General features: G+C 66.7%; 18 protein-coding genes. 13 read left to right on the plus strand and 5 right to left on the minus strand.

Annotated features, from left to right (window positions below; genetic code table 11):
- Positions 1-32 precede the first annotated feature (32 nt).
- Positions 33-491: a c-type cytochrome gene (locus ACN6O8_RS02500; RefSeq protein WP_427989482.1), complete on the plus strand. Its 459-nt coding sequence runs from the start codon at positions 33-35 to the stop codon at positions 489-491.
- 99 nt (positions 492-590) lie between these two features.
- Here the strand turns inward: ACN6O8_RS02500 and ACN6O8_RS02505 are convergent, their stop codons facing one another.
- The 3 genes from ACN6O8_RS02505 to ACN6O8_RS02515 form a co-directional block, all read right to left on the minus strand.
- Positions 591-1,283 carry a cytochrome b/b6 domain-containing protein gene (locus tag ACN6O8_RS02505; protein ID WP_427989483.1) on the minus strand — a complete coding sequence of 231 codons (693 nt, stop codon included), beginning with the start codon at positions 1,281-1,283 and terminating at the stop codon, positions 591-593.
- Between the two features lie 87 nt (positions 1,284-1,370).
- Positions 1,371-1,652, minus strand: coding sequence for a hypothetical protein (locus ACN6O8_RS02510; protein WP_427989591.1), 282 nt, complete (start codon positions 1,650-1,652; stop codon positions 1,371-1,373).
- A gap of 728 nt (positions 1,653-2,380) precedes the next feature.
- On the minus strand, positions 2,381-2,740 hold the full coding sequence (locus ACN6O8_RS02515) for a hypothetical protein (RefSeq protein WP_427989484.1): 360 nt from the start codon (positions 2,738-2,740) through the stop codon (positions 2,381-2,383).
- A 148-nt stretch (positions 2,741-2,888) separates the two neighbouring features.
- Between ACN6O8_RS02515 and ACN6O8_RS02520 the strand changes: the two genes are divergently transcribed.
- The 4 genes from ACN6O8_RS02520 (at position 2,889) to ACN6O8_RS02535 (ending at position 5,899) form a co-directional block, all read left to right on the plus strand.
- Positions 2,889-3,401 (plus strand): GNAT family N-acetyltransferase, encoded by a 513-nt coding sequence (locus ACN6O8_RS02520; RefSeq protein WP_427989485.1) that lies wholly within the window; start codon positions 2,889-2,891, stop codon positions 3,399-3,401.
- Positions 3,402-3,565: 164 nt separating this feature from the next.
- Positions 3,566-4,267, plus strand: coding sequence for a DUF3053 family protein (locus ACN6O8_RS02525; RefSeq protein WP_427989486.1), 702 nt, complete (start codon positions 3,566-3,568; stop codon positions 4,265-4,267).
- Positions 4,268-4,386: 119 nt separating this feature from the next.
- Complete coding sequence (locus tag ACN6O8_RS02530; RefSeq protein ID WP_427989487.1) at positions 4,387-5,514, plus strand: AI-2E family transporter; 1,128 nt, start codon at positions 4,387-4,389, stop codon at positions 5,512-5,514.
- Positions 5,515-5,677: 163 nt separating this feature from the next.
- Positions 5,678-5,899 carry a hypothetical protein gene (locus ACN6O8_RS02535; protein ID WP_427989488.1) on the plus strand — a complete coding sequence of 74 codons (222 nt, stop codon included), beginning with the start codon at positions 5,678-5,680 and terminating at the stop codon, positions 5,897-5,899.
- 73 nt (positions 5,900-5,972) lie between these two features.
- Here the strand turns inward: ACN6O8_RS02535 and ACN6O8_RS02540 are convergent, their stop codons facing one another.
- Both ACN6O8_RS02540 and ACN6O8_RS02545 read right to left on the minus strand, forming a co-directional pair.
- Positions 5,973-7,790: a DUF4153 domain-containing protein gene (locus ACN6O8_RS02540; RefSeq protein ID WP_427989489.1), complete on the minus strand. Its 1,818-nt coding sequence runs from the start codon at positions 7,788-7,790 to the stop codon at positions 5,973-5,975.
- Between the two features lie 5 nt (positions 7,791-7,795).
- Entirely contained in the window at positions 7,796-8,557 is a 762-nt protein-coding gene (locus ACN6O8_RS02545; protein ID WP_427989490.1) for a S24 family peptidase, read from the minus strand.
- 361 nt (positions 8,558-8,918) lie between these two features.
- On the opposite strand from ACN6O8_RS02545, the gene ACN6O8_RS02550 reads away from it, so the two are divergent.
- The 8 genes from ACN6O8_RS02550 to ACN6O8_RS02585 all read left to right on the plus strand — a co-directional run bounded on the left by ACN6O8_RS02550 (position 8,919) and on the right by ACN6O8_RS02585 (position 15,261).
- Entirely contained in the window at positions 8,919-9,116 is a 198-nt protein-coding gene (locus tag ACN6O8_RS02550) for a hypothetical protein (RefSeq protein ID WP_427989491.1), read from the plus strand.
- 715 nt (positions 9,117-9,831) lie between these two features.
- Positions 9,832-10,425 (plus strand): phage neck terminator protein, encoded by a 594-nt coding sequence (locus ACN6O8_RS02555; RefSeq protein ID WP_427989492.1) that lies wholly within the window; start codon positions 9,832-9,834, stop codon positions 10,423-10,425.
- A gap of 10 nt (positions 10,426-10,435) precedes the next feature.
- Positions 10,436-11,911 carry a DUF3383 domain-containing protein gene (locus tag ACN6O8_RS02560; RefSeq protein ID WP_427989493.1) on the plus strand — a complete coding sequence of 492 codons (1,476 nt, stop codon included), beginning with the start codon at positions 10,436-10,438 and terminating at the stop codon, positions 11,909-11,911.
- Positions 11,912-11,924: 13 nt separating this feature from the next.
- Positions 11,925-12,365 (plus strand): phage protein, encoded by a 441-nt coding sequence (locus tag ACN6O8_RS02565; RefSeq protein ID WP_006388470.1) that lies wholly within the window; start codon positions 11,925-11,927, stop codon positions 12,363-12,365.
- Between the two features lie 3 nt (positions 12,366-12,368).
- Complete coding sequence (locus ACN6O8_RS02570; RefSeq protein ID WP_427989494.1) at positions 12,369-12,818, plus strand: phage tail assembly chaperone; 450 nt, start codon at positions 12,369-12,371, stop codon at positions 12,816-12,818.
- Positions 12,819-12,847: 29 nt separating this feature from the next.
- On the plus strand, positions 12,848-13,003 hold the full coding sequence (locus ACN6O8_RS02575; RefSeq protein WP_427989592.1) for a DUF6889 family protein: 156 nt from the start codon (positions 12,848-12,850) through the stop codon (positions 13,001-13,003).
- The gene (locus tag ACN6O8_RS02580; protein ID WP_427989495.1) at positions 12,996-14,669 is read left to right on the plus strand and encodes a phage tail protein; all 1,674 of its coding nucleotides are present in this window, start codon (positions 12,996-12,998) and stop codon (positions 14,667-14,669) included. The genes ACN6O8_RS02575 and ACN6O8_RS02580 overlap by 8 nt, the downstream gene beginning before the upstream one ends.
- Positions 14,662-15,261: a phage baseplate protein gene (locus ACN6O8_RS02585; RefSeq protein WP_427989496.1), complete on the plus strand. Its 600-nt coding sequence runs from the start codon at positions 14,662-14,664 to the stop codon at positions 15,259-15,261. Before ACN6O8_RS02580 ends, ACN6O8_RS02585 begins: the two co-directional genes overlap by 8 nt.
- Positions 15,262-15,264: the final 3 nt, after the last annotated feature.

The following is a 15,264-nucleotide window of genomic DNA, read 5'->3' on the forward strand; positions in this document are numbered from 1 at the left end:
CGGCATTCTTGTTGTTCTTACGGGAGATAGCAATGAAGAAGTTGTCCACGCTCGTCGCGCTGGCCTGTATGACCGTCGGGCCGCTGCTGGCGACCTCCGCCCAGGCGCAGTTCGCCAAGCCCGAAGATGCCGTCAAGTACCGCCAGTCGGCGCTGTCGCTGATGGCCTCGCACTTTGGCCGCATGACGCCGGTGATCAAGGGGCAGGCCCCTTACGACGCGGCCCAGATCAAGGCCAACGTCGAGGTGCTCAAGACGCTGTCGGCGCTGCCGTGGGCGGCTTTTGGCGCCGGTACGGAAGGCGGTGACGCCCGCCCCGAGATCTGGAGCGACGCGGCCGGCTTCAAGCAGAAGCAGCAGGCTTTCCAGGACAACATCGTCAAGCTGTCGGCCGCCGCCGATGCCGGCGACCTCGACAAGCTGCGCGCTGCCTTCGGCGACGTGGGCGCAAGCTGCAAGGCCTGCCACGACGCCTACCGCAAGAAGAAGTAAGCCGGCATGGCGCCCCCGCCCGGGCGTCTGCCCACAAGCCAAAGCCCCTCTCAAGGGGCTTTTTTATTGATACTCGCGGGCGGCGCGCGCCGTCACGACCTAGGAAAAGGACATGTCCGCCGCGATTTCCAGCGACCGGATCCACAGCACCAGGCCGGTGACACAGGCCCCCAGCACCAGCGCGCGCAGCCAGATCGCAATGCCGTCCTGGGTTGGTGGCGTACCGGCGGGAACGTCTTTGGGGTCGACATTGCCGGTGATGATGGCGCGCACCAACCGCTTGCGGCGCACCAGGGCGTACCAGACCACGGCCAGCAGGTGCAGGGCGACCAGACCGATGATGACCCATTCATTGAGCTTGTGCCACGAGGTCAGCAGACTGGCGGTGGACTCGCTGACATGGCCGAACAGCGGCCCCTGCGTCATGATGTCATCGGTGGTGAACAAACCGCTCACGGCCTGGAAACCGATCACCAGGAGCAGTGCCAGCACCGACAGCGCGCCCAGCGGGTTGTGGCCGGCGGGCGCTGCCGCGCCCTTCAGGTAGTTGGCGACCGCGTGCGGTCCGCGCACGAACTGGGCGAAACGCGCGTAGCGCGGGCCGACAAAGCCCCACAGTACGCGGAAGATGATCAAACCCAGCGCGACGCAGCCGAAACGCACGTGCCAATCCATGTAAAGACCGCCCAGCTTGACGCTGACGAAGGCACCGACGATACAGACGACGAGGGCCCAGTGAAAGAGGCGGGTGGGAAGATCCCAGATGCGGATGGCAAGCCGGTTGTTTTGCATGATGGTCGTGTCTTGACTGCGTTGCTCGCGACTTTATCACGCACAAATGAAACCGCCGCGGGGTGACCGCGGCAGATTTGCGCTGGCTCAGCGAGCAGTGCGGCGCACCGGTTCGATGCGATGCACGTGCTCGTGACGGAAGCGGATACGTTGGCCCGGAACCTTCTGTGCGGCCGCTCCGCACGGCACGACTTCGGTGGTGTACGTGGTCGTGCCGTCGATCGGCGCGTTGAAGATCACGGCGGCACGGATGGCCGGGCCGTGGGCCGGTTGCAGGTAAACGATATCGCCGATATGGATCGGCATGTTGTCCAGCTTGGTATGGGCCGGGCGTCGGATCAGGTCCGAGGTAGTGAAACGGGTATTCATCATGTTGTGTTCTCTTTCAAGTTCTTGTTATGGGGATTGCCGCGTAATGCATGCCGCGAAGAATGGCCGTGGCGCTGTCGCGCTCCGCGTCCCTCGTGCGCGCCGGGTCATGCATGACATTAACGCGTTTCCGCCACCGATCCTTTGCGCATTCTCATGGTTTGCAGGCGCGCCGGACTGGCTGCGGGGTGCGGTGCCGGGCCGGGCCCGGAAATCGCTGCCGGGTCTCCCGTCATCAGTGATGGGGGGCGGGCCTGGCTGGCGGTGGCGTGGCAACGCCACCGCGGGTCGACTGCAGCGGATCAGCGCTGCGCTGGATATTTTCCGAACAGACCGGACTCGGCGGCGTGCTCGGGGCGAAGTTGTCTGACTCGTCCAGGGGCGTCGTGCTATCGACGGGCCTGGCTGGCCGGCAACGGGGCATGTCAAGGAAAAGGGTTAGGCCTGATGGATCGGGCCCGTGCTCTGCGTTCTTAGGGTTATGTGTCGCAGAATAAGCGGAAAAAAAGCTTGGCCTCGATACGAGGGGTCAAGGTCTTTGACCAAAGAGCCCTTGTAGGCTCAACTCACAAGTATATGGCTAACGCGATGGTTTGGCAAGATCTTATTGGGAGTGCTCATCGCGGGGTCCGGGGGGGGGGCGGGCCGGTTCCGAGCCCTTTTGGGGATAGAACCGGCCTTCCGGCAGCGCCTTGGCGGAACACTCCGGCGGCGCAGGAATCCACGGCTCAGTGGGTCGCGGGGCGGGCCTGGCGCTGGGCCTCGATGATCAGCGCTTCCAGGCGCGGCGACATGCGCAGAGCGACCTGAGCGGCGGTCGAGCCGTCCGGGCGGGTGTCGGTCTCCAGCGCCAGTTCAATGCGTTCGCCATCGAAGGCGTCCGGAGCGGCCTGGATCTCGACGTAGCGTTGCATCAGTGCATCCACGGCTTTCTGGGCATCGGCCAGGGCTTCTTCGCCCAGATGCCCCGGGCGCAGGTACTGGTTGGCCACGCGCGCCAGGTCGTCCATGAAAAACAGCAGGGCGGCGGCGCCGCGGCAATCGGGATGGGCAAAGCCCCAGGTGGCGGGGGAGGCGTTTTGGGTCATTCAGGAGGAACGGTTAAAGATGGGGGAGGCCGGCGAGGGCCGTTTAACCGACATTCTAGGGGCTGTCGGCCCGGCGTGGGGGGCGCACCGATCAAGCCGGCGCCGGAGCTCCCTCGGCGTCGCCCGCTTGAGGCATACTTGGCGCCCCATGATCAGACTCGCACGCTCCACCGATCTGGCATTCCTGCCCGATATCGAACGCTCCGCCGCAGAACGCTTCCAGGGGACCGCGATGGCCTGGGCCGCCGCCGGCGACCCCTTGCCGCCCGCCGACCTGGCGCAGGCCGCCGCCGCCGGCCTGCTCTGGGTGGCAGCGGGCGACGACGGCCTGCCGGCAGGGTTCGCGCTGGCCCAGCCGATGGACGGCGACCTGTTCCTGGCGGAAATGTCCGTGGCCCTGCCGATGCAGGGGCGGGGGCTGGGGCGCGACCTGCTGCGCGCGGTGGTCGAACACGCGCGCGCCGCACGCGTCTATCGTGGGGTGGCGCTCACCACGGATCGAGAGCTGCCCTGGAATGGGCCGTTCTACCGGCGCCAGGGCTTTGCCGAAGTGCCCGACGCGCAACTGGCGCCCGCCCTGCGCGCGCGCTTGCGGGCCGAGGCCGACGCCGGCTTCGATCCGGCGCGCCGCTGCGCGATGCGCCTGACGCTGCCAGGCTGACTGATCGCGCCTGCGTTGTCGCGCCTGTGTCGTCATATCGATTCGATGGCAACAGAATCCGCCCGCCGGCGGCCCGCGCGGGGCGCTTCGGGATAATCTGGCCAGGGCACGCCGGCCATCGGCCCGGCGTCTGGAATGCAAGGCGTTGTGCAAGGAGGAAGGGCATGGCACTGTTGCGGATCTGCCTGGCCAGCCTGGCGGCGGCCGCGATGCTTGCGCTGGCCGCATGTGGCAATCGCGAACCGCAGGAGCGGGCGGCCTTCATCAGCCTGTTGCAGAGCCGGCTCGCGGCGGGCACCCTGGTGCCGATCGGCGCCCTCAGCGCGGCCGAGAAGGAGGCCGTGGGCCGCTATGACGATGCCTATGACCTGATGGTCGATTTCCAGGCCGCCATGGCCAAAGCGGCACAGCGGCTGCGCCCGGTGTTGGCGGCGGAACGCATCCAGTCTGTCGACGACATCCTGCGACGGCGCGAGGCGCTGCAGGCCGCGCGCAAGACCCTGGCCGATAGCGCCGGCGCCTTGCAGCAGGCCAAGGCACGCGCGGACAAGGCGAGGGGTGCACTGGAACTGGCGCCAGACCTGGCGCCCGTCTACGACGGGGTGTACGACGAGGCGGTCACGGCGCCAGCGGCCGAGTTCATGGACGCGGCTGCCGGCATGGACACGGTGGCTCGCGACGCGCTGGGCGTTGCGGATTTCGTCTCTGCCAACGGCGCCAGCATCACGCTCGAGGACGGGCAGGCCAAGGTCGCCACGCCCTCGTTGCAGCAAGCGCTCAACCTGCGGCTGCAAGGCCTGAATGCGCAATCGCAGGCGCTGGAGCAGGCGCGCGCCACCCTGTCGCGCGCGGCGGCGGGGAGCTGATCTTCCCGCGGGGCGATTCACGGAGCAGGCGTTGCTGGCGGTGACAATCGTAAGGAACGGGAGGCGGCGCCGCTTTGTACAATGCGGGTCTCGCGGTCATGCCGTGCCTAGGACGGAACATGAGTCAATCTTCCAGCTTGCACTATCGGATCTTCCTGCTCCTCCTGGTGGTCGTTTCCCTTGCTTTCGGCTGGTTGCTGTGGCCGTTCTACGGCGCCGTTTTCTGGGGCGCCATTCTCGCCATCCTGTTCGCGCCGTTGCAACGCCGCCTTGTGCCACGTATCGGCGGGCGCCGCAACCTGGCGGCGCTCATCACGCTGGTGTTGGTGCTGCTGCTGGTGATCCTGCCGCTGGTGGTGATCAGCGGCTCGCTGGTAAGCGAGGGAGCGAACCTCTACCAGAGCATCAAGTCCGGGCAGATCAACTTCGGCGCCTACTTCCAGCAGGCCATGGAGGCGCTGCCGCCGTCGGTGCATGACCTGCTGGCGCGCTTCGACCTGGCTGACATTCCCAGCCTGCAGGAAAAGCTGAGCGCCGGCGCAATGCAGGCCAGTCAATTCCTGGCAACGCAGGCGCTGAGCATCGGGCAGGATACGTTCCAGTTCGTGATCAGCTTCGGCATCATGCTGTACCTGCTGTTCTTTCTGCTGCGCGACGGCCCGCAACTGGCCCAGCGCGTCAAGCGCGCAGTGCCGCTGAGCGATGCGCACAAGCAGCACCTGTTCCGCAAGTTCACGACGGTGGTGCGCGCCACCGTCAAGGGCAATATCGCGGTGGCGGCATCGCAAGGCGCCCTGGGCGGCATCATCTTCTCCATTCTTGGCATCCAGGGCGCGTTGCTGTGGGGGGTCATCATGGGCTTTCTGTCGCTGCTGCCCGCGGTGGGCGCGGGACTGATATGGGCGCCCGTGGCGATTTATTTCCTGTTGACCGGCGCCACGATCAAGGGCGTGGTGCTGATCGCCTTTGGCGTCCTGGTGATCGGCATGGTGGACAACGTGCTGCGTCCGATCCTGGTGGGCAAGGACACCAAGATGCCCGACTATGTGGTGCTGATCTCGACCCTGGGCGGCATGGCTTTGTTCGGTCTGAACGGTTTCGTGATCGGTCCCTTGATCGCGGCGCTGTTCATGGCAAGCTGGGATCTGTTCTCGCCCTCCGAGGACGTCTCGGTGACACCGGCCGGCAAGCCGGTGGCGCCGGCTCCCAATTCCGCATCCAAGGTCTCGTCCACCCAGGCCGAATGACGCCGCGGCAGGCCGGGTGCGCCGGGCTCCTGTCCGTGGTCAAGACGGCGTCAGGGCGGAGCGTGTAAGGTGGTGGTGGCCGGCTCGTCGGGGCCGGCCCCGTGTTCGCGGCGCTGCCAGGTGGGCGGCGCCGCCAATTTCTCCAATGAGGAGCGCGTCGGATATGGACTGGAAACTGCACAAGTCGGGCTGGATCGAAGAGCGCAACTTCGACATCGAATTCGCCGAAACTCCCGAGGGCTATCGCGTCCGTGTTCGCGTCTTCGGCTTTCCGGTGCTGGAAGACACGCGCAACGCGTTCCCGAACGAAGCGCTGGCGGAGAAGGGCGCGCTGACCCTGCTCAAGAGCCAGTTCGCAGGCACCCCGGACCTGGAAGAAAAGTAAGCGCCATCCGGGCCGCGGCGCGGCCCGGATGATGCGCCCGGCCCGTGTCCCATGAGGCCGGGCGGGGGCCCATTCAGCGCAGCGGCATTCGTTGCCCGCCCACGACCAGGTCGCGGTCCTGGCGCGGTTCTGTGTGCACGCGACCCTGCGCCAGCGCGCCGCCGATGTCGATGTCCGGCTCGCCTTCCGCCTTGCGATGAGTCTTGGACCCAACCATGCGCCAGGTGTCCTCGCCCAGCCGCTGATAGCTCAGGAACGTCTGGTAGCCTGTCGTGTTGGCGTCCACGCGCGGCGGCACGTACAGAACCAGGTCATCCGCACCGGGGGCGGTGATATCGGCGTGGATCAGCCAGCAGCGGGCAGCGTTCAAGGTAGGATCGGCGGGGGCGGCGGAAGCGGCCTGCTCGGCGTTCACGCAGCGATCCAGCTCGAAGGGGCTTTGCTTAGCGGCATAACGCCACCAAGCATCCGGCACCGGACTGCCCGCGGGGTGGACCTGCAGGCTGTTCGGTTTGACCAGCGTGGCGGCCAGCCCGGATTTGCGCGAACCCCAGTCGTAATACTTGCCTTTCAGGGCATCGGCGGCGGCGATCGCGATCCGAGGGGATTGCGCCTGGGCGGCGCCGGCGGCCAGCGCGTGCACCGCCCGCCGGCCATATTCACCGCGATCGTTCGCGGCCGAGAGATAGCTGAATTCCTCGGGAGCCACGCGACCGTCGATCAGGCGTTGCACCTGACTGCTGATCTCGATGCGCTCGGGACTCAGGAGCGGGGTGCTCACCAAGGCCAGCATGAGCAGCGCGCAGAGGGCCGCGACGATGTTGGTGCCTCCAAGAATCGTGTGGAAGCGTCGCGGCGCCAGCGCCGCCCAGGCATAGCCCACCGCGTACAGCGTCAACAGGATCGCAGCGTAGACCCCCCAGGTTCGCGGCACGGTCCAACCGTACTGCCCGATGCGCACCAGCAGTCCGTACAGGGCCACCAGCGCGAGCGGCAGCAGGCCGCACGCCGCAACACGCAGCGCCGCGCGCAGGCGTGGACCGAAGGGCGGCGCCTCGGGGCCATCCTGCCAGGCGGAGTTGATGAGCTTGATCCACAGCGCGCTGAAGGCGATCAGCGCGCCCGCGGACAGGGCCCCGGCCCGCAGGTCCAGTGCCAGCCGGGCCGTCAGCGCCAGCACGAAGGCGATACCGACCAGCGCCACCAGGGGCAACAGCCACGCGGTGAGCGTGAGCCAGGAGCGCTGCAGCGTGTCCGCCAACTGCGGGCGCCGATGCACCCCCACCAGGCTGAGCGCCAGCGCCACCGGCATCACGGCGAGCACGAAGCGCTTGGATTGCACGACCTTGCCCACCGCCGCGATGCCGATCATGCCGAACATGGCACTGGCGGCCCAGCACAGCAGCCAGACCGCCAGCGTCAGGCCGCCGGCCAGCGCCAGCTTGACGGTATTGCGCCAGGCGGCGCGGAACACCGCGGGATAATTCCAGCCGGGCTGGGAGGGGGCCAGGGCCTGGATCAACGGCAGCAGCATGAAGCCGCTGGCGGCCGTGATCAGGGTCGCCGTGGCGCGCGCGCCGCTGTCGGTATACGGCAGCGGTTGCGAGCCCAGCAGCGGCATCAGGCCATACGCATGCAGCGCGGGCAGGACCAGGGCATAAGCCAGCAGGGCCAGCAGCCAGCGGCCGCCGGCATTCATGCCCGCCAGCATGGCGCCCGCCAACGGCACCAGCCAGATCCATTGGATCGCGAATAGCGTGACGGGCAGGTTGCGCCAGGGCCAGACACGGTTCAGCAGCGCGGTATGCAGCGCCAGCGCCAGCAGCGCGCCGAGCACGCCGTACAGCAGGATTGTCTTCTCGGGGGCGGACAGGCGGGAGGGGGAGGCCATGGTGGTCAGAAGTCTTCGCTGCGCCAGACCTTCAGCACGCGGCCGAAGACCTCGAAATCCATGCCTTCGGTGATATCCCAGGCATCGTACTTGGTGTTTTCGGACTTGGCCCGAACCACCAGCCCGGTGGCGGTGGGGATGCGTTGCAAACGCTTGATGAAACCTTCGCTGCCGACACGGAAGAAGTAGATGGCGTCGTATTCGACGGCTTGCACGCCGCGGTCGACGATCAAGGGGTCGCCGGGGTTGAACATGGGGCGCATCGAGTCGCCGAAGCCGGTGACGATGCACAGGTTCTTCGAGGCGGAATAACCCCGGACGTTCTTCTGCAGCCACTCGGGGCTGACGTTCCAGCTCTGGATGACACCGGGCTGGTCACGCAGTTCCAGGCCGTTTCCCATCGCGCCCCCGGTATCGAACTGGGCGATGAGGACATTGCCGTGATCCGGCCTGGCCAGCCGCGCGGGGTGGAAGGAGGCCAGCCGCCCCGATGGTTCGTCCGCGGCGAGGTCAGGGGAAAGATCGCGCCACAGGTCGGGATGGGGGGTGTCCATCCAGTGCGTGGGCTGCCCCAGCCCCGTGGCCAGCTTGGCCGCCAGCGCGTCGCCGACCCGGCGCGGGTGCTTGTCCCGCTTGCCCTGGAATCCCTGAAGGATCTGGTCGAGGTACTTGCGACTGACGCCGGCGCGTTCGGCCAGGCGGTCGACGCCGCCGGCTTCGTGCACGGCGAACTTGAGGTTGTTGAGTCGTATCGAGCGGATGTCCATGGTAGCGATGGTAGCAATCCGCTACTCGGAAGTACAGTAGCGATTCGCTGTTGATTTTTGGGTAGCGACTCGCTACCATGATTCCAATCCCGAAGATAGTCGTACCACCCGCAGCCTTCGCAGGCAAGGCGGCGTCCGAGGGACGGGTCCCGCCGGTCGGGGGGATGGGTGACCGGCAAATGTGCCCATCGAATCGCTACCGGAGTAGCGATCCACCCTGGCCGGCAAGCGGGATGCAGACGAACCGAAGGCTTGGAACAAGGAAAAAAATGGATAAGCATCTTGTCCGGGGGGCACCCCGATGAAATATGCGACAGAAGTCCTGGATCTCATGGCGGCGGCGCCGGGGCGTCCCTGGCGCATGGCGGAACTGGTGCGCGGCGCTGCCGGCGCGCGCGAACTGACGCGGCGTGAACGCAACGCGATGCGACAGGCAATCTTGCGGGTGCTCGAAACCCTGCACGAAGGCGGTCAGGTGGCGCGTATCGAACATGCGCGCAATTCGCGCAGCTATGTCTGGAGCGAAGTGCGACACAGTGGGGATTGCGGGCGCGCCTGAGGCCGCGAGACAATGCATCCGTGTTGTCGCGTTGCCCGCCGGCGACACGCACACAACAAGGCCCGCACATTGCGGGCCTTTTTTATGAGAGGGTATTTTTTGAGAAGGTGCACTGCCGAGAACGAACCTTCAGATGACGTGCGCGGCACCAGGCGAAACGCACGGTGCGACATGCCGGGGTTGCTGCGGCGGCAAACGTTGCGCGACAATTCGTTCATGCCGTCGCGGGTTCACCCGGCGGCCCAGCAGCAACAAGCAAACCAGGCCCGCCAACAGCGGGCCTTTTTTATGAGAGGGTACGTGTACCCGGCCGACGCGCCGCAAGGCGGCTGCAGCGGCTGATACGTCTCTTACCCTGCTTTCTTCGCAGTTTCCCACGACAGGCTCGCCATAGGCGGGCCTTTTTTGTTTGCACGCCCCGCGTTCTCGCAGAGACCGCGGGGCGTTTCGTTTGGCGCCGCCCGCGAGGCGGGGCCCAGCGGCCTGCCGCCTCGCCTTTGCCTGCATGACCGGGCCCGTCTCCCGCCCGTGGTGACCAGGAATGGCTCGAGGCGGCAGCCCGGTGGGCGACAGCCGGAATCCGCCGCAACCCGGCCGCACGCGACACGCAACGCGGCATCGCGCCCTGTGCGCAAGAAAGTCGGCGATCCGCCTCCAGGCATCTGGATTCCCCCAACCCGCCCTCGGGCATCTCAACACGATAAAGGAGCTCCGCATGGCGAATAGTTCGGCCACTGGCGGCTACCTGGCGCCGATCGCCATTTCTCCGCCCCTGGAGGATGCCGAACTCGAGGCGCTGTTCCAAGGGTTCATCGCCGGCGTGTCCGGCCTGTCCCTCAACCTGGTTCGTACGCGCTGGCCTGCCGCCGGCGTGGAACCGCCCGCGCAGACCGAGACCTGGTGCCTGATGGATATCCGGTCACAAGCCGCGGACGCCGGTCCGGTCGTCACGCACGACCCGGCCGGGGAAGGATCTGATTCATACGTTCGGCACGAACACATCGAGGTGCTTTGCTCGCTGTTCGGGCCGCGCGCGCTGCGCCACGCGGCGTTGTTGCGCGATGGCGCCGCCGTGCCGCAGAACCGCGAGCCCTTGCTGACGCAAGGCCTGGCGGTCAGCGGTGTCGGGCCGATCGTGGCCATGCACGAACTGGTGAATCAGCAGTGGATACGGCAGTTCGACATGAGCCTGCGCTTCACGCGCCGGGTCACGCGCAGCTATCCGGTCCTGAATCTTCTGTCGGCGCAAGTCACGACGCATGCCGCGTCGCTGGCTCCGACGGACAACATCAACCACCTTGCAGATTAAGGGATTTACCATGGCTAATGGATTGCCGGTATCACGCCTGATCAACGTCACGATCAACATGTCGCCGCTCGCGGCGCAGGGCGCGAGCCTGAACACCGCGCTGCTGCTGGGCTCGTCCGCGGTCATCGACACCGGCGAGCGCATGCGCGCCTATGGCGGCATCGACGCCGTCGCCGCCGACTTCGGCAGCAGCGCGCCGGAATACCGCGCGGCCCTGCTGTACTTCCAGCAGACGCCCCAGCCCGCGCAGCTGTACATCGGCCGCTGGGCCAAGGGCGCGACCTCGGCCACGCTGCGCGGCGCCGTACTGTCGGCCGCCGAGAAGCAAATGTCGGCCTGGACCGCGGTGACCGCGGGCGCCTTCACGCTGCCGATCGACGGCACCGCCAAGACGGTCAACGGCCTGGACTTCTCCGGGGCCACTAACCTGAACGGCGTCGCCACGATCATCTCGACGGCCCTGGCCTCGGCTACGGTAGTGTGGAACGGCTCGCAGTTCGTCGTGACCTCCAACACCTCGGGCGCTGCCTCGGCGCTGGGCTACGCCTCGGCCGCCGGCACTGGCACCGACATCTCGTCGATGCTGGGCCTGACCGCGGGCAAGGCTTCCGCGCCCGTGGCCGGCATCGTCGCCGAGACCCCGGTGGATGCCGTGTCGCTGTTCCTGGATCGCTTCGCCAACAAGTTCCTGGGCCTGGCCTTCGCCGACGCCGATATCACCGACGCGCAGCACCTGGCCGTGGCCGGCCTGATCGAAGCCGACCAGCGCCACCTGTACGGCGTCTCGACCCAGGCGCCGCAGGTGCTGGATCCGACCAATCAGGACGACATCGCCAGCCAGCTCAAGGCGCTGAAGTACAAGTACTCGATCGTGCAGTTCTCCAGCGCCAGCCCGTACGCGGTGGCCTCGCTGCTGGGCCGCCTGCTGACGGTGAACTTCAACGCCAACAACACCACCATCACGCTGATGTACAAGCAGGAGCCCGGCATCGTCGCCGAGACCCTGACCAGCAGCCAGGCCGACACGCTGGCGGCCAAGCATTGCAACGTGTTCGTCAACTACGACAACGACACCGCCATCATCCAGTACGGCGTGACGCCCAGCGGCATCTTCATCGACTCGGTCTACAACGCGATCTGGTTCCGCAACCGGGTCCAGACCGACGTCTACAACCTGCTGTACACCAGCCCGACCAAGGTGCCGCAGACCGACGCCGGCAACCAGTTGATCGCTTCGGTGATCGAGGCCGCTTGCGAGGCCGCCGTCAACAACGGCTACCTGGCCCCGGGCGTGTGGAACTCGGCCGGCTTCGGCGCCCTCAAGCAGGGCGACACGCTGGCCAAGGGCTACTACGTCTACGCGCCGGCGATTGCCACCCAGTCGCAGGCCGACCGCGAGGCGCGCAAGGCCGTTCCGTTCCAGGTCGCCGCCAAGGAGGCCGGCGCCATTCACACCGTCGACGTTCTGGTCACGGTCAACCGCTAAACAGGAGTAGCAGATGTCTACCTATTCGTTCGCTGATATCAGCGCCAGTCTCGTGGGCCCGGGCGGGGCGATTTCGCTGGGCTCCGGCTCGGGCGTGGCCGATGAAGGCATCGCCATCGCCGCCAAGGGCGAAAAGAGCGCCATGACGGTGGGCGCCGATGGCGAAGTCATGCACACGCTGCGCGCCGACAAGAGCGGCACCGTGACGCTGAGCTACCTGAAGACCTCGCCGGTCAACGCCCAGTTGCAGGCCCTGTACGACGCCCAGTCGCTGGACAGCCGCCTGTGGGGCAAGAACCTGATCACGATCACCAATCCGGCCACCGGCGACGTGACGGCGTGCCGTTCGTGCGCCTTCAGCAAGAAGCCCGATCTCACCTACAAGAAGGACGGCGACGTGGTGAAGTGGACCTTCGACGCCGCGAAGATCGACACGATCCTGGGAACCTACTAAGCCATGGCACAGGAACTTGATCTGAACGGCCACCGGTACTCCATCGGGAAACTGAGCGCCAAGCAACAGTTCCACGTGTCGCGCCGCATCGCTCCGATCGTTCCTACGCTGATTCCCGTGTTCGTCCGCCTCGCGGCGGGCGGGCGCGGGATCGCCGAGGATCCGGAGGGCATGGCCGACGTCCTGCAACCGCTGGCCGATGGCCTGGCGGCGATGAAGGACGAGGACGCCGACTACGTGCTGGACACCTGCATGCAGGCGGTCCAGCGCCGGCAGGAGCATGGCTGGGTTGCCATCTGGTCGGCCGGCCAGCGCGTGCCGATGTTCCAGGACATCGACCTGGCGGTCATGCTGCCGCTGACGCTGCGCGTGATCGTCGGAAGCCTCGGGCCTTTTATACAAGGGCTGCTTACCAGCCAGACCGGCAGCCCCGAGGCGACACAGGCTGGCTGAAGAGCCTGCCCGGTGGCGAGGATTGGCTGCTGGCGCCGGTCCTCGAGGGACTCTGCAAGTACGAGTCCCTCAAGGACGGCACCCTGGACCTGGCCGACATCGCGCTTCTGAACGATGCGCTGTCGGTGCGGGCCGACAACAAGGCGGAAGCATACCGCCGCCACATGGCAGAAAAACATGGCTAATACAACCGTGGCCATCGACCTGTCGGGGTTGATGGGCCCATTCAAGATCGACAAGGACGACCTGAAGGATCTCAAGCAGGCGATCGGCGACTCGCGCAAGCAGAGCCTGGCCGACGCGCTTGCGGTGTTCGCGGGGCGGGCGAAGAGCGTCGTCGACTTCGCCGAGAACAAGATTGCGCAGTTCGAGCAAGGCTATTTCGCCGCCAAGCTGGGCGGCACCTCGGGCAGGGACATGCGGGCGCTGGAAGCGGTGGCGCAGGACTTTGGCGTGTCCGTCGAATCGATGCGCAACAGCGCCCAGGCGCTGCATCGCAATGTGCGCGACAAACCCGAGACGGCGGCCTTGCTGGATAGCCTGCACATCGCCGCCACCGACGGCGCGGGCCGCCCGCGCGACACGGCCGACCTGATGCTGGAGTTGAGCGACGTGCTCAAGCGCATGGATCCGCCGCAGGCCAGGGCCACAGGGGAAGCCCTGGGCCTGGATGCCGCCTTCATGGAGGCCCTGCGCAACCCCGAGTTCGGGCAACGCCTGTCGCTGCAGCGCGATTCGCAGGAAAACCGCACCATTGAGGCCGCCGGCGAGCGTGCCCACCAATTGATGGGCACGGTGCGTGAATTGAGCGCCTCGGTCGACGCGATGTTTGCGCAGGCGCTGCTGACCATGGGGCCGCAACTGCAGCAGACGCTCGATGGCATTTCGGCCTGGTTCAAGGAGAACGGCCAGACCGCCGGCACGCGACTCGGCGAGGTCGGCAATTTCGTGCTGTCGCTGATGTCGCTGCTGGGGCCGGTGATCAGCCTGATCACCTGGCTCGACGGCGTGACGGCAGGCCTGAGTTCGCAGCTCCTGCTGCTGGCAGGCGGCTTTCTGATGCTGGGTGGCGGCGGTGTGGTGGGGGCGTTGGCGGGGCTGGTCTCGCGGCTGGGCGGCATGCGCTCGCTCATCGGCGGGCTGGTGTCGAGCCTGGCCTCGATGGCGGGCCGGTTCGGCGCCTTCCTGAGCGGCGCCTGGTCGGCGACCGGAAGTTTCCTGAGCGGCGTGTTCGGCAGGATGACGACGCTGGGCCGCGCCGCCGCCACACAGATGGGCAACATGGCCAGCGCGGTCTGGTCCTGGATGGGCAACATGGCCGCGCGCGGCGGCGCCTTGGTGGTCGAAGGGGTCAAGGCCGCCGGCGCAACCGCGTTGCAATGGGGCCAGTCGCTGTGGGCCGCCGCCGGTTCGTGGATCGGCCGCATCGTCGATGGCGCCAAGGTCGTGGCGCGCGGCGTGCTGGGGGCGCCAGCGGCGGTCGGCGCGGGGCTGATGCTCTATCCCAGTTCGCTGGGCGACGGCACGTTGAAATCGTTGCAAGGTGGGCCGGGCTTTCCGCCCGGCCCACCGGGCCGGGATTTCAATCCGCCGGGCAGCGGCATTCGGCCCGAGCATATGGACGGCGCCCAGGTCGAACCGTGGCGGGATTACCGCTCCGGGTTCGCCACCGGTGAAACGGCGGCCGGCGCGCTGTTGGCGCCGGCGACCGGGTCTGTGTCCATCAACGCAACCACGAATATCCATGTCAACGGGTCGACAGACCCGACTGCGACCGGAGAGGCCGTGGCCAATCAACAGAGCCGGGTCAATGCCGACCTGACGCGCAACCTGCAGGGATCCTATGGCTGACTTGAATATCGCGGGCGCCGACATGGTGGGCCTGCTGTCGAAAAAAATCGGCGACATCGTGGTGGAGGCGACGATCAGCGAGACCTTTGACGATGCGCTCAAGATCACCAGCCATCCGGTGGAGTCAGGGCCTTTTGGAAAATCGGCGATCAGCGACCATGCCTTCAAGCAGCCGCTGACCGTGACGATGAAGTGCGCCTGGAGCAACGCCTCCTACCAGGCCTTGCTGGGCGCGCAGGCCAAGGATGTGGCCAACGGCAAGGCGGCGGCCGACGATTATGCGACCGCCATCTATTCGCAGTTGCTCAGCCTGCAGGAGTCGCGTGAACCGGTGGAGGTGGTCACCAGCCGGCGGCGCTACGGCAGCATGTTGATCGAGAAGATCGGGGTCGAGAACAACAAGGAAGCATCCGGCGCCGTGTTTGCCACCGTGACGCTGCGTGAAGTGATCGTGGTGCAGACCCGCAGCACATCGCTGCCGCCGTATGCCGACCAGAAGGAAAAGGACAAGACCGCCGACAAGCAGAGCCTGGGCGTGAAAGCGTCCCGGCCGGTGGCGGCGCCCAAGGGCGGCTCGCTGCACTGGAACTAGGAG

It is taken from the genome of Achromobacter sp. (assembly GCF_050285565.1).
Classification (GTDB): domain Bacteria; phylum Pseudomonadota; class Gammaproteobacteria; order Burkholderiales; family Burkholderiaceae_B; genus Achromobacter.